The sequence below is a fragment of the Methanosarcina flavescens genome (genome assembly GCF_001304615.2).
In the GTDB taxonomy this organism is placed as follows: domain Archaea; phylum Halobacteriota; class Methanosarcinia; order Methanosarcinales; family Methanosarcinaceae; genus Methanosarcina; species Methanosarcina flavescens.
Window position 1 is genome coordinate 1,000,422 of record NZ_CP032683.1, and the last position, 16,220, is coordinate 1,016,641.

Consider the following 16,220-nt stretch of genomic DNA (forward strand, 5'->3'; position numbering starts at 1 on the left):
CTTCCTAGGGTTGCTGCCTCGTAGAAAGTTTTCATGTCAAAATAAAGAAAATTTTCATGCCAAAACAAAGAAAGTGGTTGAAACAGCTACAGATATAAGACCGATTAAAAGGTTAATTCCTAAAGTTATTAAAGCACTCCGTTTTCCCAGAAAAATTTCTTTTTTGAACTGCGCTCAAATTTCTCAAAAAGGCTGGAAGTTCTAAACAAATCTATAGTTAATCACTAATATCTTTGTGAAAATATGGAAATATTTCAGTATATATATAATCGGGCAAATCTGAATCCGGATAAATCCATCCGGAAAACCTTAATCTAAAAAAAGAATATACCATATTGGGGAGAAATTTAATACTTAATAAAAATAATCAAGATTAAATTGAATTGTCGGGTTTTATGCCTATGGGAAGAAGGCCGAGGAACTACGAGGAGAAACTTATAGCCCCGGAAAAGGCAGCCGAAATTATGGAAGAGGGCTGGAAGCGAGCAGATCTGCACGTTCATACCACCTGTTCTTTTGACGTACTTCCTGTTAGAGACCTGCATCCGGAAAGCCTTTATGAGAAAGCACTCAAGCTCGGTATGGATTATATCACGTTTACGGACCACGATACCATAGAAGCATACGAAATTCTAGGATGGAATCGTGAGAAGCTAATTCCCGGGGTTGAGATGAGTGTTTATGACCCTGAATTTGCAGGACATAGCCTTCATATTAACATTTTTGAATTTGACAGAGAAGAGTTCTTTGAACTCAGAGAAATTGCAGAAATTGAACATGACCTGAAAAGTTTTATAAAATATCTCAGGCGGCATAAGCTTCCATTTATATACAACCACCCATTCTGGTTCGAATTCCACCGTGAGCCAAATCCTTCGGCAGTACCGAGACTGGCAAAATTTTTCCCTGTACTGGAGTACAATATGCATGAGCTCAAGCAGAAGAATGAACTTACTATTGCCCTGGCTGAAAAATTCGGAAAAGGCATTGTTGCGACAACCGACACTCATTCCGGCAGACTCGGGAAGGTGTATACCCTCTCACAAGGAGATAATTTCAGGGAGTTTTTCAGGAATATAGAAAAGGGGAAGAACTACATTGTCCCTAAAAACCTTACCAGGGAGCTCCTGATAGATGAGATGAATACCTGGATAGATCTGATTTTTGAAAAAAGCCAGAAAAGCAGCGATATAAAAAATTATCTTACAGGAATAAAATCTCTGGACACGATGGTAAAAATCTCCAGAAGCACTCTTTTAAATTACTCTCCAAAGCTCAACAAAACCGCAATGAACCTGTTCTACATGATCTCAAACACAGGGCTTCCGGCTTCATTCTACATTCATTCGGAAAAAAGTTTTGCCAAAGAAATAGAAAAAAATATAGAGATCGAAAGCCAGAAGTAAAAACGAATTTTCTTTTTTCAAGTTTTCCTATTCTCAGTTTTTCTTTTATCCTCTTTTTATAAAACCCCTGTGATTAAGATCTCATTGCACCTGGTCTGCTTTTCAAAAATGCGTAAAAAATGAAAAGGTTTATATTACGAGATTGAAAGATCTTAGCATAAAAACTAAATTTTTCGTATTATTTTTAATTATTTGATTAATGGATATTAATAATAGATGCAAATAAATTTAAAGAAAACGGCGCATTGAGGTTACCATTATCATTCTTACTCATATTTCACGCATAATACATCCCGTTACTGCCGATAAGCAGAGAACCGGAGAAAAATGAGAAGAATAGAAGTCTTATTCAAAGTAACCGGAACCTCTGGCGCTATTTATGTAAATCCAGGAGAAAAAATTTGAAAAAGGAAGAGGCAGCAGAATGAAACAGATAAAAGGTTTCACTGGACCGGAATTAAAAAAAGAGTTGAAACGGTGGTTGATTTATTCCGTACTCATGACCATTTTTTGCTCAAATATATGCCCGGCAGGGGCGGTAGGGACAGAAGATTCGGGAGAAAATCTTTCGGCCTCAAACGGCGGGATCTTTGACAGGATTATAACGTACATAAAAAGCCTTCTGGGAGAAGAAAATGTTCAGAGTTCCGAAAATGTTTCCGGAGCATCAACCGCAGGTATGCCGTCAACCGCAGGTATGCCGCAATCAGCAGGTTCTGAAGGGACAGTCCTGAAAATAGCGACTCCAAACGTAATAAAGTCTGCATCATTTATAGGAGACTCAAATCTCGGAGTTTTTGCCCATCTCTCAAATCCGCCACTAATGAAAATGGACTCTGAGGGGCACCTTGTCGGGCAGCTTGCAGAAAGCTATAATGTATCGGAAAATAACACGTGCTGGACTTTTTACCTCAGGGATGACCTCTACTGGAGCGACGGAGAACCTGTGACCCCGGAAGATGTCGAGTTTTCAATCCGTTACTACGGGAAAAAAACGCCCTGGGCTAGCTGGATAAATGAGACCCTGGAAAGCTCAACTGTTTCGGGAGTCAACAATTCCGTGACCTTCAAATTTAACAAGCCTTACACCCGAGTTAACCTGGAATTTGCGACCTACAATATCCTCCCTGCCCATATATGGAAAACAATTGAAAATCCAATGGAGTACACAAATAACGGCCCTTATGTGGGCTGCGGACCCTATTACCTCAAGCTGATAGACCTTAACGCCGGAAAACTCGTTTTTGAGAAAAACCCATACTGGAAAGGAAAAGCTCCGGAATCCGAAACTGTAGAGGTCCACTTTTACTCAAGTGTTGACGTAGCCACCCTGGCCCTTGAAAACGGAGAGGTTGATACTTACTATAAATACGCAGGTTCATACTCATATTCCGGAATTGAGCAGCTCGAAAAAACTGGAAATTTCGACTTTATTGAAAAGACAGATATAGGGCTTGTATTTCTTGCTCCCAATTTGAAGAAAGCTCCTCTTTCAGATGAGGATTTCAGAGACGCACTGGCTTATGCAATAAATTATGAAGAGATTGTAAATCTTGAGACTCTGGGGTACGGAAAAGTTCCGAATCGTGGTTTTGTGCCTCCAACCATGGAAAATTTCAAGGAAACCGAAAAACTTGAGTACAACCCCGAAAAAGCCAGAGAAATTCTCGAAAAAGCAGGATACTCAGACAGTAACGGAAATGGGGTACTTGAAGGAAAAGACGGGAAAGACATCAAGCTTGAAATCCTTATCCGGCCGGATTATGCCCGTACAGGCGAGCTTCTTGAAGAATACTTTGAACAGGTGGGCCTTGACTCAGATCTTAGGACTGCAGATGCAGATACCTGGTTCACACTCAAGGACAAATACGAGTATGACCTGACAGTAACCCGCTCCACCCCCTGGGGCATGCTCATGCACGCAAGCTGGGGAAGCGGCTATTTCGATTCAAGAAGGACAGGCCAGGGAGTTATGCATAATCTGGATGACCCCGAATTCCTGCAGCTCTGCGACGATATCCTTGCAACCACGGACCCTGAAGAACTTGACGGCTATTCATCCGAGCTTCAGGACTACTATGCTGAGAATTTGCCTGCAATCCCTCTCTACTGGAACAATGTTGTTACCCCGTATAACAGGCACTTTGAGGGCTGGTATACCGATCCTCTTTACGGGATCTATAACCTTGACACCTTCCTCAATTTACATGAGGTATGAGGAAGGACAAGCCTTTGAGGAGGTGCGAGGCAGGAGAAGCATTTGAGAATAATACTTTGAAAACAGTAAGTGGTACGATGCGTGAAGCAGTAAAAAAAACGTTCAGGTACGCAGCCTCCTTTCTCCTCATAGTTACCCTCAACTTTGCACTCCCGAGGCTCATGCCAGGGGACCCCGTAAAGAATCTCATAGGAGAGGAAGTCTACGTTTCAGAAGCCGTAATGGAGGAATTGAGAGCCGAGATGGGGCTGAACAGGCCGATTTATGAGCAGTTTACAGCTTATATCGGAGACCTCCTCCGGTTTGACCTGGGTTACTCATATCACCTTCACAGCCCAGTTGCCGAGGTTTTGAGGGAGAGGATTGGCTGGACCCTCCTTTTTGTGGGGGTTTCCGTACTTCTGGGAGCAGTTCTGGGGACCCTGCTAGGGGCATACGCGGGCTGGAAACCTGAAACAAAGGCAAACCGCCTCATATGCTGCGGGTTTATTGCACTCTCCTGCACACCTCCCTATTTCCTTGCCCTGCTTTGCCTGGATATCTTTGCTTTTGAACTGGGGCTTTTTCCTTTCAAGGGCTTTTATGATGTCCCGACCCCTGGAAGTGTTATACACCACATGTTTTTACCGGTAACTGTGATGGCCGTCTTTTCGGCCTCCAGGAACTTCCTGATAATGCGGGGGAGTGTCATACAGGAAAAAGGACAGCTTTATGCCACCTATGCCCGGGCAAAGGGCCTTTACGACATATCCATCCTTTTCAGGCACGTCATAAAGAATGCCTCCCTTCCTATCATTACCCTGCTGGCCCTTGATTTTGGATTTCTTTTCAGTGGAGCCCTTTTTACAGAGATAGTTTTTTCCTTAAACGGTATGGGGACCCTGATCTATGATGCAATTATAGGAAAAGATTACCCCGTCCTCCAGGGGTCTTTTCTGGTAATAGCCCTTGCAGTCTTGCTTGCGAATATGCTTGCGGACCTGCTGTATGCAGTTGCTGACCCAAGAGTAAGGAGGCCGACATGATGCAAAAGGAAATATACATACAGGAAAGTCCCAGGCAGTGGAAAGACTTTATAGCTCATTATTTAAACCTCGATATCCGAAAATATGAAAAAGCATTTAAAAAATTCAACCGGGGAGGACTTTTTCTCTTCTTCTTTTTCCTTATCCTTGCCCTGTTTCCCTCTCTTTTTGCCCCTTACCCCCCTACCGAACGTTTCGTTTCCTATGAACCGCCATCTGTTGCCCACCTCCTTGGGACAAACGATATAGGAAATGACATACTCTCGGAGCTGGTTTACGGAGCAAGAATCTCTATGATGGTGGGCTTTGCCTCTGCCTGCATATCAACCTTAATAGGCCTTATGATAGGACTTTGTTCAGGTTACTTCAGGGGGACGATGGACGAGCTGCTTATGGGCTTTACAGACGTTGTCCTGATAATCCCGAAGATCCCTCTGATCATAATCATAGGTGCTTTCCTTCACCCAAGCATCTGGACCCTTATCCTTGTCCTGGGGCTTCTTTCCTGGGAGTCCATTGCAAGAGTCGTACGCTCAAAAACCCTTCAGATAAGGGAAGCAGGTTATGTTAAAAGTGCCCAGTGCATGGGATTTTCCTCATTTCACATCATGGCCTCGGACATATTCCCGAACCTCATCCATGTCCTGCTACCCAAGTTCATGCTGGCAACGGCTTCGGCAATGATTTCCGAAGCCTCACTTTCCTTTCTGGGACTTGGTGACATAAACATGAAAAGCTGGGGAATAATGCTTTCCTTTGCCTTTTCCCGGGGCGGTTTTATCAGGGACATGTGGTGGTGGTACATACCTCCTGGGGTCTGCATTACGCTCTGTGTAATGTCCATTGCACTGATAGGGTTCGGGTTCGAAGGAAAGGATGAGAACGGAAAAAGAGGAGTAGATGCGGAATGAACCCCCTGCTGGAAGTAAAAGACCTCATCGTTTCGTTCCAGGAAAATGAAACCGAGAACAAAAACAAGAACAAAAACGAAGATAAAAATGAAGATAAAAACGAAACAGTGACCGCGGTTTCCTGCCTATCATTTTCGATAAGGGAAAAAGAAACACTGGCCCTTGTAGGAGAGACCGGGTGCGGGAAATCTGTCGTTGCACATGCTATTATGCGTCTTCTGCCCCCGGAATCCAGAGTTAAGGGTGCAATCGAATTTAGAGGTAAAAACCTCCTGGAGATGAGCGAAAAAGAGATGGCAAAATTCAGGGGAAAAGAGATCTCAATCATTTTCCAGAACCCTTCTCTCGCTTTAAATCCCGTATATTCCATAGGGCATCAGCTTGCAGAACCCTTCCGAATTCACGGGCAGGAAAAAAAGAAAGAAAAAGGGAATACCACCCTCTCAAAAGTTTCAGGAGCCCTTAAAAGAGTGGGTTTTTCAAATCCTCATGAATACATGGGTTACTACCCCTCCTGGTGTTCCGGAGGAATGAACCAGAGGTTCCTGATCGCGGCCTCAACCATGCTTGACCCCGCCCTACTTATAGCAGACGAACCTAGCAAAGGGCTTGACAGAGACCGCGTATCCGAACTTGAAAATGAACTGAAAAATCTGAAAGAGAAGAATGAAAATGCCCTGCTTCTGATAAGCCACGACCTTGGCTTTGTGAGGCGACTTGCAGACAGGGTTGCAGTAATGTATGCAGGAGAAATAATTGAGATTGCTGGCCCTTCAAGCTTATTTGAAAGCCCGCGCCACCCTTACACCCGGGGACTGCTTAACAGCCTGCCGGAAAATGGTTTTGTGCCCATACCCGGTTCATCTCCGCCTCTCAGCAACCCGCCTGCAGGCTGCAGGTTCCATCCGAGATGCCGCATTAAGGAAAAACGCTGTATGCAGGAACATCCCGAACTTAAAGAAAGCAATGGAAGTGCAGTGAGGTGTTTTTTGTGTCCCTGAAAGCAGAAAACATCTCAAAGAGATACGGGTCCGGCCTGCTGCGTGAGGGAAAATGCATTTTCCGGGAAGTGTCGTTTGAACTTGAACCCGGGAAAACCTTCGGGCTGATGGGGCCCTCGGGGGAAGGAAAAAGCACGCTCGGAAGAATTATTGCAGGGCTTGAAAGCCCCACCGATGGCGCAGTTCTTCTTAACGGGAACCCGCTTTCCGGGATGAAAAAAGCCGAATACGCAGCTTTCCGCCACAGGGTCCAGATGATGTTCCAGGACCCTACAGATTCTTTTAACCCCAGGAAACGGATCGAGCACTCTATCTCCGAAGTCCTGAAACTGCTCAATAACCAGGAAACCAAAAGACTTCAGAGCACAAAAGAAATGCTGAAGACGATAGGCCTTCCTGAAGAGGTGCTTGCCCGCTACCCGGCCCAGCTCTCAGGCGGACAGCTCCAGCGCCTTGCCCTCGGCAGAATTCTCCTTCTCGAACCGGAATACATTGTGCTTGACGAGCCTACCTCAGCACTTGACGTTTCGGTCCAGGCCCAGATCCTACACCTTTTGAAAAAGGTCCAGGACGAACAGGGGATAGGCTACCTCCTGATCTCCCATGACGAAGCCGTCATCCGCTTCATGTCGGAGAGGATTGGAATGCTTAAAAAAGGGAAGCTGGACATGATTAGAACATGATACTGGAGTGAACTACTCCTCCCTATCGGCCTTGTAGCCGCTGAGGAAGGAGTCCTCTCGCCTTATCGAGATAGAAAGATTTCCTTAGTCCCGGATAAAAAATATCCTGCCTCACTGCGTTTACATTTCAAAGAAAATTAGGAAAGGAAAATTGAGAAGATAACACAAACAGAAAAGAGGAAAACGAAAGCCTGAAAAACCAAAGATAAGGAAGGGAAAAAGAAGACAAGTAGACATAAAAAACATAACGGCGTTAACAATACATTTATATATATCAAATGAATACCAATAAATGATAAATCAACTTAAGTTGATTTTAGAGTACTTATGCCATTGGAAATCTCCACAATTTCCACGGAAAAATGAATACTCCACAAAATCCACTTTTTTATTTTTTATTTTTTTAAGGAATAAAAGTTTCCTTACCGGGAGGTATGGAAAAGTTATCACATCAAGTGAAGTTTCATCCTGACAAGTGAAGTTTCATCCTGATGCCTGCGTAACTTCCGAAGAAAAAAGAGAAGGAGAAAAGGAAGAAAAGAGAAGAAAAAAGAGAAAAATCAGAAAAGCTCCAGAATGGCTTCAGGGCTTTCGAGTACAGTTATTCCTTGCAGTCCTTTTACAATCTCAACATTTCGCATGTCCACGTCCCTGACAAGGACTTCAACAGGCCCACCCTTGATAGCATTGTAGGGACAGAGTTCTTTGCAGGCCCCGCAGCCTTTGCATTTAAGGAGTTCTATCTGGTCCGTAACGCCATTTTTCTCGGAAATTGCTCCATGAGGACAGTTTTCCCGGGGAGGACAGGTCTCACAGTGCCTGCACTGTTTCCTATCAATGTTGTAGGGCATTTCGGATATTATCGAACCTTCAATGTCCACAGGTACGATATAGACCGGGACCCTTCCTTTAACGGCCTGGGCAACGGCATTGGTTACAAGGGAATCGGCAATTCCGTAGGCGATTTTCGAGACCGTGTTTGAAGTTGCAGGCGTAACGAAGAGGGCATCATACCTGTCAAGGAGAAAACGCCCGACTTTGGGGGAACTTGAGCCCTGCTCGCTTTCCCTGAAAACCTCTTCCAGGTAGTCCCCACCTGAGATTTTAACAAGCTTCTGCTCAAGCCCGTACATCCGGAGAACTTCTTCGGCTGCCCTTGAGACATATGTGTTTATGGAAAGTTCGGGGTTTCTGAGTTTAAGTTCTTTAAAGACCTGATAACTGCGGTCCAGGAAATGACCTGCTCCTGTAATACCCCATGCAATTCTCTGAAAACTCATGGAAAGAAGTCATGCCTGAGGGGGATAATATAATTTTCTAAAAAAGAGGGCTTAAAGCCCGAGTACTTCATAAAGCAATTTCATAGCTTTCTTTTCACCCTCGCCCCCGCATCTGGAAGCAAGGCTCTCGTAATGCATTATCCATTCGAGGTATTTTTTGTCTCCTGTAAGCTTATAGCGGGTTGCATGGACAGCAGCCTCAAGCACGGCATTAAAGCCGCGGTTAGGGGCCGGAATCGCTCTCCTGTTCGCCTCAAAAAAGCCCGCTCCAAGAGGAATGAGGTCGGATACCACAGTCTGTTCCGTATTCTTGATGTTGGTGCACCTGAAAGCCACCCAGGAAATGGCCGATTTAAGGACAGGAAACTTTTTCCCGCCAATGTCCACAAAATCGAATTCGGAAGATTCAATGTCAAAGAAAGTGGAACGTACAAGGAGCAGGGGGTCGTATACCACGTTTGCTACAAGAACCCCTTCCCGAACCAGGTTTTCCCCGGTATGGCTGCCTTTGAAAATGCGGACAAAGATCTTCTGGTTTTTCCTTATAATCCCGATAGGGGCCGCATTGGGAGTATCAAGCCCGGTACTTACGATTGTCTCAGAGATGCCTTCCAGAATCCCGTATTCGGAGAGGTCGATATCTGGTTTACAGCTATCTCCGGATTCATCAAATTTCTTCAAAAACGTAGTCCTCCAAGAAGGGCAATAAAAAGCCCTGCAATAATGATATCTGCCGTAGAGCCCGGGTTAATCCTTTTTTCCAGAAGCTCGGAATCAAATTCCTGTACATCAGGAAGAATTGAGGCAAAGTCTCCTGCCCTTTTTCCTGATATTTCCCAGTCTGAAAGAATCTTGCCTGCTCTGGAAGAGACATAATCCGCAGTTTCGGCATCAAACTTGGTCTGGATAAAGGTATCCCTATTCATTGAAAGCAGTTTCAGAAAAGTGTATACTACGGCCTCATTGATTCCTGTGCCAGAGCAGATCGAAACCGACCCTCCTGTCAAAGCTTCTGCACTGCAGTTTCGTGCCTGCATGAACTCAAGAATGCTTTTTGCTCCCTCAAGGCAGCGCCCGAAACCTGTGGTCCACTCATTTGCGATCAGGTCATAGTCCCTGGCAATCTCCATAAGAGAGTAAAGGGTAATATTCTGTTTTCTTAGATCTGAAGTTGATTCAGGGTCTTTAAGGTCAAATTCCTCAACGCTGTTTACCCTGACCCCTGCATGTCCGAAAGCCCTGTAAAAATCAACGGCATCTTCACAGTCCGTTGACCGGACAAAGGAATGGGCACGGGAAGCGAGCTCCTCAAATTCTCCGATCTCAAGCCTGAAACCTGCTTTACCGCAGCTGGACTGTTCCCTTGAAAGTTCGCCTGCAGCCATTGACAGAGGGATCAGGAGTAAAAAAGCCCCAAAATGCGTGTTTCCTCCCTGCTGCCAGGCAGAGCTTTCGTAAACTGCACTCCTGAGAAGCACCCCTATCCTTCCTGTGTTCTTTGCAGCAAGCTCAAGGACAGGGTAGACGGCAACCGAAGAGGCAACAAAATGCTCAAAACAGGTATCGGGATAGTTATGTTCCCTATCAACATTCCCTGGTTTCGGAGAAGCTGAGACTTCAAGCAGCATAGCAAGCTGTGCACAGCGCGCGATCAGGCTTGAGGTAAGAGATTCTCCTCCAGGTGTATGACAGGAAAAAACAGTGTTAGTGGGATTCATTTACAGGAATCCTGGCGTGGTCAAGGACATATTTTGCCAGCTTTTCTTTAAGCTTCATGTACTCCGCGTCAGAGAGACCGATCGTATTCAGTACGCCGTCCCTGATCCAGCAGGGTTTTGTAATCTTACAGCACCAGACAAGGCTGCCGAAACAGGTATCCTCTCCATACTCAAGCATGGTTCCTCTGGCAAACTCCATTTTTGTCCGGGCGAACTCTTCTGCGGTATATCCCAGCTTTTTGTATTTCCCATGCACAGGGCAATGTTTTACCGGAAGGCAGCAGAAAGCCAGAGCTCTGAAGTCCCCTTCACTGCAAACGTGTTTGGGAGCATTATACCAGCCTATTGACTCCTGATACGAAGTGGCACCTTCTACGAGTTCCTTTATGAGATTGGGGTTTTCCATAGTCCCTCTTGCAACAGAGACCATGTCAGCTCCCCGGGAAAACATATCCTTTGCGGCGGCAAAATCAGTAACCGAATTGTTGCCTATAATAAAGAGCCTTGTAGCGTCCCTGTAATTTGAAATTGCATCAAGGTCTGCCCCAAAACCTTCGAGCATGGCATCCACATGGATAATATCAGCTCCAGCCTTATCAATAAGCCTGGCAAGTTTGACATCATTTACTATATTTGCCCGCACCTTCACAGAAAGCACGACTCCGGTTTCTTTTATTGCCTTTATCCAGGCAGAGAGTCTTGGAAGGTCACGCAAAAGGGCTTCTCCCATACCCGCTTTAAGCATTTCAGGCTGCTTGCAGTGAGCGTTTAATTCAAGAATTGCCCCTTCTTCCTTTACAAGTTTTGCAGCTTCAATCAGGGGTTCAAGGGTGGTGCTTCTTACGTTTACAGCAACCGCACTTCCAGAGTTTACCGCCCGAATTTCCCTTTTTATAAGCTCCAGAGGTTCATCGGAAATGAACTCTTTCCTACCCCGAGATGTAAGGTCTGATGCAACTTCCATAGATCCTTTATCAAGATTGAAGGCTCCAAGCACTACGAGCCCGGCATAGCCTGCATACTGGTTGGCAAAAGCGCTGTCAACAATTCCGGCCATTGGCGCCAGTGCGATAGGGTTTCTAAAACGGACATAACCAGCATGCAAATCAAATAGACAATCACTCATGTTTTACCTCTTAAAAATAAGCGTGGAAACTGAACACAAAATGATAGTAATAGTTAGATATTAAACTAACGAATCTTTTTAGGCTTACGATACTTTTTTCAAAGAATTCGCAAGAATGGAAAATCCATATTATTTTTGCGATAATAATACATATATATAAATATTTGGGAACATTTCCAGCAAGCAAAAGTTATATAGAGTGCACGGAAGGGAGACACTTGCTTAACCCAGCCGCTGGAGAACTGAAATTAACCGGAAAAATCAACCTGCTGTTGAGGAAAGAATTCCTATCAGGAGACCATTTCATCCTTTCCCTTGCTGTAGAAGTATTCTCCCATAAATATATATAGGTTTAAAAAATAGATAGAGCCAGGAAATCAGTAACGTGCGAGAGAGGCTGGACGGCTGCCGGACCTTCAGGTCTGAGGAAAGTCTCCCCACCGCTCCGGACACACGAACGTCTGTAAAGGATGTCGGGCGAGAGCCCGGGCCCTGGCACAGAAACGAGAACCATCCCCTGCAAATGCGATGATGCCATAAGCTGAGGTCACAGGGAGAGTGGATGAAACGGCGAATCCTCGTGGGTGCAAGTTGGAAATCGGGAAGAACGAGCAGTCCGGAATCGCCCGATTGGTTTTGGTAACGCTTAGCCGAATGCCGTCGCTGCAAGAGTCTTCAGGGACCATTTCCCTCACTGATGGGTGACAGGAAATCTTTGCAGCAACAGAAGGGAGCTTACGTGCCTCACTCGCATAAACTTGCTTTATTCTGTTATTTTACTTACTTTCTCTGTTCTGCTAATGTTCTTAAATCATCTTTATGTTTTTTAAAATCCTCTTTGTGTTTTTAAATCCTTTTTGTGTTTTTAAATCCTTTTTGCGTTTTTTAATTCTCTCTGTGCTTATTTTTCCCTTCTTGTTCCATTTTTGTCGGACCCTTCCAGTGTAAGAGACTTTATTCTGGAGACAGGTTCAGCCAGGCAGAAATTCAATAGTAACCAGCGGACGTAATCCTTATAATTCCTGCCGATTACCACCTCGTCCAGATATTTATCCAGGATCTCTCTGTTGTTGACAGTCAGTTTAAAAGAGATCCCAGGAAAGCGATGCATTATTTTTTCCATTTTAAGAGAACCGGCAAGATAATTACCGAGCTCCTTCCTGCAGCTGGATTCGTAGGCTTTAAGGCTGCTTAATTTCAGGCTATACATAACAAGATTGGCAACTGCTTCCGCAGCAAGCTGTCCTGATCGGATGGCGTATGAAATGCCTTCTCCCGTAAAAGCATCTACAAACCCGGCTGCATCTCCGCTCAGGAGCAGCCTTGAATTGATGATTTTTCTCTTAATTCCACCTTTGGGGATAATATGGGAATGGAAAGGAAAATTCCCTGGTAAGTTGTTTTCCTGCAGAAAGTCCAGCAGTACTTTTTTCGGATGCTTCAGGTACTGAGCTGTTCCAACAATCCCTGCAGAATAATATCCTGAATGAGGAAAGATCCAGCCATACCCTCCCTGCGCAATCCCGAAATGAATATCTATAGTTCCCGGGAACCGGGTCCTTATTGCTTCATCCTCAGCAGGGATTTCCGATGTAAGACCTATCCCGTAATCTGTTCTTTTGTCTCTCGGCCTTACTTTATATTTAAGGGTTCCACCTGAACCTTCTGCAATAAGCACGAACCTGCCCAGGTAGGTATTATCCGTGGTCCTGACTTCAACATGATCATCTTTTTCAATGCAATCCAGAACTCTCTCCCCTGTACGAATCTCAATTCCGGTTTCTCTGGCTTTCTCAAGCAGAAAGTTATCAAAGACTTTCCTGGAAATAAGCAGGGCAAGATCAGGTTCTTTCACTCCCTCTACAAAGCGATCCCGGAAATGAACCCTTACCTTTGAGATATTTCTCTCGATTACGTGTTCAGGGAGCTTAAAATCCAGGCAGGATAAACCGTAAGAGGATAGAGCCCCCCCACAGGGCTTGTACCTTGGAAAATTTTCTTTTTCAATTAAAAGGGTTAAAAGTCCCCTTTTCCCGGCTGTCCTTCCTGCCGATGCTCCTGAAGGTCCTCCTCCTACTATAATTAGATCGTACATGGTAAGACACCTAGTTATGGAATAGGGGCATTCATATACAAATAGAAATAACCTGCCCTCAAAATATATTAAAGCTGGAGCGATAAAAAGGTAGAGGAAAGAAAAAGAATACCTGAAAAAGTTAAAACTCTTAAGAAGTTCTTATCAGTTCGATCACTTAAGTTTGAAATTCAGGAGAACCCAGTGCAGGTAATCCTTATAGTCAATTGTGAAATCCACAACCTCAAGATACTTATTGATCATTTTATCACCTGACGTGAAGATCTTAAATGCCCGGTCAGGAAAACGGTGCATTATCCTGGAAAATATAAGTGAATACTTGAGATGAGTCCCAAACTCTGCCTGGCAGAGAGCCTCATATCTGCTCAGATCTTTAAGGCTTTTACCTTGCAAGCAAAATCCTGCGATTACATCAGCCGCAAACTGTCCTGAACAGATTGCATAGGCAAGCCCCTCACCTAAGAAAGAATCTACATATCCAGCAGCATCTCCGCTTAGAAGGACCCTTGAACCCACGACTTTCCGCTTAATCCCTCCCCAGGGAATTTTATGCCCATGAAATTTATATTCTCCGGAAAAGCCATTTTTCTTCAGGAACTCGAGCATGGATTCTTTGGGATGCGGGAAATCCTTGATAACCCCTCCAATACCGACAGAATAATAGGTTCTGTGAGGAAAGATCCAGCCATATCCCCCTCCAGCGACGCCAAAGTGTAGCTCTACGGTTTTTCCCAGACGCTCTTCAATTTCTCTTTCTTCCGCAGGAACTTCGGTGACAACACAGATTCCATACTCTTCTCTATTATCTGTGGGCCGCACACAGGTTTTGACAACCCCATGGGCGCCTTCTGCGATTATCGCAAATTTTGCCCGGTATGTACCCTCCTTGGTATCCACTTCAACGCAGTCAGGCATTTCCCTGCAGCAAAGAGCCTTTTCTCCGGTATGGACTTCAATTCCTGTTTCTTTTGCCTTTTCAAGAAGGAAATTATCAAACTTATCCCTGGAGACAAGTATAGACAGACAATGGTCTCTATGTACTTCAATTGACTGATCCCTGAAAACCACATTTGCCCCTGTGATTTCCCACTCAACAATATCCTGAGGGAGTTCGAAATCAAGATAAGACAACGCATGCTCTGAGAGTCCTCCGCCGCAGGGCTTATATCTGGGGAATTTCGTTTTCTCAAGCAGCAGTGTCTTCAGCCCAAGTTTTCCTGCCCTTCTTCCGGCCGAGGCTCCGGAAGGACCACCACCTATGATAATTACGTCATACATGCGAATAGCACCTCTAAAAATATCCTGAGTATCTTGATTTTATTTTATATAATTAAGCTAGATTAACTAATTTAAGATGTTGATATCAATTTAAAATTGCGATATAATGAGGAAAGGAAAGCCGAAAGAAAGGAAAATTATCAGGATAAAAAGATAGATTCTCATCAAAGTGTATGAAAAGAAAGAGAAGTATAAAACTCTTTTACTCATTTATTTAATCCTTAAAAGTTTCAAAAACATTCAAAACCTTCTGGTAATCCACCTCCGTATCGAAGCAGCCGTCCCTTTCCATAGGAATACCGTAGCTTACAACGTTTTTTCCTTTGAGGGCACGCATTACCTTGTTGATTTCGTAATCGCAGGCAATCATAAGGACACCGTCGGCAGCTTCCATTTTAAGGATATTCTTTACAAAGGAGGAACCTGTAACAATGAACAATTTATACCCATATTTCTCAGCGTCTTTTTTCAGTTGAGTAAAGACGCATTTCCCGCAGGATTTACACTGTATCCCTGTCTGAGTAGAATAAGCCGGGCAGTCAAGACTCCGCATGCAGTGTGGAGCCAGAAGAATCCTCTTTTTTGTTTTTGCAAAATTAGACTTATAGGCTAGGTTTTTCAGAGATGCCATCCACTTATCCAGAATTCGTATATCGGAAAATTTAAGGAAAAGTTGTCTTAAAGGCAAATAAAAGAAATCAAGCACATTTGCAAAAAAACCTGCAAGGTAAATGTTTCCCGTCAGACTTCGTCTGCTGGCAAACAGAGCTATACCAGAAAGAAGAAGGGAGGCAACTATAAAAAAGAAGAGAACCTTCCCGATGATATTATACATTACACATCTCCATTTTTTGAATTATTTCCTCAACATTGGCCTCAGTATTAAAGCATCCATCCCTTAGAAGAAGAACACCTTGCACAGGAACAAACGATACAGCCTGCATATTTTCGGAAAGCTCATGATAACAGGCAACTCCCAGGCAGGCTTCAGGCCTGTGCTCCTTAAAGATCTTTTTGACAAAACTTCCTCCAGGCACTACAAAAACCTTGAAACTGCACCTGTCAGCAGCTTCGGAGATTTTTGAGATGTCACATAGTCCACACCGTTTACATTCATACCCGTGTACGGGATCACACCTTGCTTTACAGTTTGGATGGCGCAGACATTGAGGAAGGAGCAGAATTTTCTTACCTTTAACATGCTGGAAATCATCATGCATAACAGCGTTTCGGACATCAATGAGGATATCGTCAACAAGAGTATCCCTTATCCTGAAAACTTTACAGAGCCATTTTGCAGGGGAATAGAAAAGATAAAGCGTAAACAACACAAATCCTGGAAAAATAATCCTGTGCTTTTTGAACGAATATGCCCCAATAATCAGGGCAATCCCGGTTCCTACAAGTGCAAATAATACCAGGATTATAAATATTTTCCCTAAAAATTCGTAAGGCATATACATGTTTAAGGGGAAGGAA

15 protein-coding genes and 1 other RNA gene are annotated in these 16,220 nt (G+C 44.2%); 8 read left to right on the plus strand and 8 right to left on the minus strand.

The annotated features are described in order from the left end of the window. Nucleotides 1-395: 395 nt before the first annotated feature. The 6 genes from AOB57_RS04520 (at nucleotide 396) to AOB57_RS04545 (ending at nucleotide 7,244) form a co-directional block, all read left to right on the plus strand. Nucleotides 396-1,406: a PHP domain-containing protein gene (locus AOB57_RS04520; protein ID WP_226999637.1), complete on the plus strand. Its 1,011-nt coding sequence runs from the start codon at nucleotides 396-398 to the stop codon at nucleotides 1,404-1,406. A gap of 424 nt (nucleotides 1,407-1,830) precedes the next feature. Then, nucleotides 1,831-3,624 carry an ABC transporter substrate-binding protein gene (locus tag AOB57_RS04525; RefSeq protein ID WP_054299210.1) on the plus strand — a complete coding sequence of 598 codons (1,794 nt, stop codon included), beginning with the start codon at nucleotides 1,831-1,833 and terminating at the stop codon, nucleotides 3,622-3,624. Between the two features lie 14 nt (nucleotides 3,625-3,638). Continuing rightward, entirely contained in the window at nucleotides 3,639-4,649 is a 1,011-nt protein-coding gene (locus tag AOB57_RS04530; protein ID WP_264371729.1) for an ABC transporter permease, read from the plus strand. Then, entirely contained in the window at nucleotides 4,646-5,560 is a 915-nt protein-coding gene (locus tag AOB57_RS04535; RefSeq protein ID WP_082384256.1) for an ABC transporter permease, read from the plus strand. Before AOB57_RS04530 ends, AOB57_RS04535 begins: the two co-directional genes overlap by 4 nt. Further along, entirely contained in the window at nucleotides 5,557-6,561 is a 1,005-nt protein-coding gene (locus AOB57_RS04540) for an ABC transporter ATP-binding protein (protein ID WP_054299211.1), read from the plus strand. The genes AOB57_RS04535 and AOB57_RS04540 overlap by 4 nt, the downstream gene beginning before the upstream one ends. Beyond that, the gene (locus AOB57_RS04545) at nucleotides 6,552-7,244 is read left to right on the plus strand and encodes an ABC transporter ATP-binding protein (protein ID WP_226999638.1); all 693 of its coding nucleotides are present in this window, start codon (nucleotides 6,552-6,554) and stop codon (nucleotides 7,242-7,244) included. The genes AOB57_RS04540 and AOB57_RS04545 overlap by 10 nt, the downstream gene beginning before the upstream one ends. Nucleotides 7,245-7,804: 560 nt before the next feature. On the opposite strand, the gene AOB57_RS04550 is transcribed toward AOB57_RS04545, so the two are convergent. The 4 genes from AOB57_RS04550 to AOB57_RS04565 are packed head-to-tail and all read right to left on the minus strand — an operon-like array spanning nucleotide 7,805 to nucleotide 11,368. Beyond that, on the minus strand, nucleotides 7,805-8,524 hold the full coding sequence (locus AOB57_RS04550) for a dihydromethanopterin reductase (acceptor) (RefSeq protein WP_054299213.1): 720 nt from the start codon (nucleotides 8,522-8,524) through the stop codon (nucleotides 7,805-7,807). Between the two features lie 51 nt (nucleotides 8,525-8,575). Next, nucleotides 8,576-9,205, minus strand: coding sequence for a DUF447 domain-containing protein (locus tag AOB57_RS04555; RefSeq protein WP_054299214.1), 630 nt, complete (start codon nucleotides 9,203-9,205; stop codon nucleotides 8,576-8,578). Then, a complete protein-coding gene (locus tag AOB57_RS04560; protein WP_054299215.1) occupies nucleotides 9,202-10,242 on the minus strand; it encodes a triphosphoribosyl-dephospho-CoA synthase in 1,041 nt (346 codons plus the stop codon). Before AOB57_RS04560 ends, AOB57_RS04555 begins: the two co-directional genes overlap by 4 nt. After that, nucleotides 10,229-11,368 (minus strand): methanogenesis marker 9 domain-containing protein, encoded by a 1,140-nt coding sequence (locus tag AOB57_RS04565; RefSeq protein WP_054299216.1) that lies wholly within the window; start codon nucleotides 11,366-11,368, stop codon nucleotides 10,229-10,231. Before AOB57_RS04565 ends, AOB57_RS04560 begins: the two co-directional genes overlap by 14 nt. Before the next feature lie 218 nt (nucleotides 11,369-11,586). Between AOB57_RS04565 and AOB57_RS14835 the strand changes: the two genes are divergently transcribed. Continuing rightward, a complete protein-coding gene (locus AOB57_RS14835; protein WP_264371730.1) occupies nucleotides 11,587-11,718 on the plus strand; it encodes a hypothetical protein in 132 nt (43 codons plus the stop codon). 39 nt (nucleotides 11,719-11,757) lie between these two features. Continuing rightward, nucleotides 11,758-12,118, plus strand: an RNA gene (gene rnpB, locus AOB57_RS04570) — RNase P RNA component. Between the two features lie 151 nt (nucleotides 12,119-12,269). Here rnpB and AOB57_RS04575 read toward each other — a convergent pair. From AOB57_RS04575 to AOB57_RS04590, 4 genes are all read right to left on the minus strand, one after another. After that, nucleotides 12,270-13,463 carry a geranylgeranyl reductase family protein gene (locus AOB57_RS04575; RefSeq protein ID WP_054299217.1) on the minus strand — a complete coding sequence of 398 codons (1,194 nt, stop codon included), beginning with the start codon at nucleotides 13,461-13,463 and terminating at the stop codon, nucleotides 12,270-12,272. 153 nt (nucleotides 13,464-13,616) lie between these two features. Beyond that, nucleotides 13,617-14,741, minus strand: coding sequence for a geranylgeranyl reductase family protein (locus tag AOB57_RS04580; RefSeq protein WP_054299218.1), 1,125 nt, complete (start codon nucleotides 14,739-14,741; stop codon nucleotides 13,617-13,619). 214 nt (nucleotides 14,742-14,955) lie between these two features. Continuing rightward, nucleotides 14,956-15,576 (minus strand): DUF116 domain-containing protein, encoded by a 621-nt coding sequence (locus AOB57_RS04585; RefSeq protein ID WP_054299219.1) that lies wholly within the window; start codon nucleotides 15,574-15,576, stop codon nucleotides 14,956-14,958. Then, nucleotides 15,569-16,204 (minus strand): DUF116 domain-containing protein, encoded by a 636-nt coding sequence (locus tag AOB57_RS04590; protein WP_054299220.1) that lies wholly within the window; start codon nucleotides 16,202-16,204, stop codon nucleotides 15,569-15,571. Before AOB57_RS04590 ends, AOB57_RS04585 begins: the two co-directional genes overlap by 8 nt. Between the last annotated feature and the right edge of the window lie 16 nt (nucleotides 16,205-16,220).

Bases quoted from the DNA above. Each gene is read 5' to 3' on its own strand.
- AOB57_RS04590 (WP_054299220.1), bottom strand. From the start codon at position 16,204: ATGTATATGCCTTACGAATTTTTAGGGAAAATATTTATAATCCTGGTA.
- AOB57_RS04540 (WP_054299211.1), top strand. From the start codon at position 5,557: ATGAACCCCCTGCTGGAAGTAAAAGACCTCATCGTTTCGTTCCAGGAA.
- AOB57_RS04550 (WP_054299213.1), bottom strand. From the start codon at position 8,524: ATGAGTTTTCAGAGAATTGCATGGGGTATTACAGGAGCAGGTCATTTC.
- AOB57_RS04535 (WP_082384256.1), top strand. From the start codon at position 4,646: ATGATGCAAAAGGAAATATACATACAGGAAAGTCCCAGGCAGTGGAAA.
- AOB57_RS04520 (WP_226999637.1), top strand. From the start codon at position 396: ATGCCTATGGGAAGAAGGCCGAGGAACTACGAGGAGAAACTTATAGCC.
- AOB57_RS04575 (WP_054299217.1), bottom strand. From the start codon at position 13,463: ATGTACGATCTAATTATAGTAGGAGGAGGACCTTCAGGAGCATCGGCA.
- AOB57_RS04580 (WP_054299218.1), bottom strand. From the start codon at position 14,741: ATGTATGACGTAATTATCATAGGTGGTGGTCCTTCCGGAGCCTCGGCC.
- AOB57_RS04585 (WP_054299219.1), bottom strand. From the start codon at position 15,576: ATGTATAATATCATCGGGAAGGTTCTCTTCTTTTTTATAGTTGCCTCC.
- AOB57_RS04525 (WP_054299210.1), top strand. From the start codon at position 1,831: ATGAAACAGATAAAAGGTTTCACTGGACCGGAATTAAAAAAAGAGTTG.
- AOB57_RS04560 (WP_054299215.1), bottom strand. From the start codon at position 10,242: ATGAATCCCACTAACACTGTTTTTTCCTGTCATACACCTGGAGGAGAA.
- AOB57_RS04565 (WP_054299216.1), bottom strand. From the start codon at position 11,368: ATGAGTGATTGTCTATTTGATTTGCATGCTGGTTATGTCCGTTTTAGA.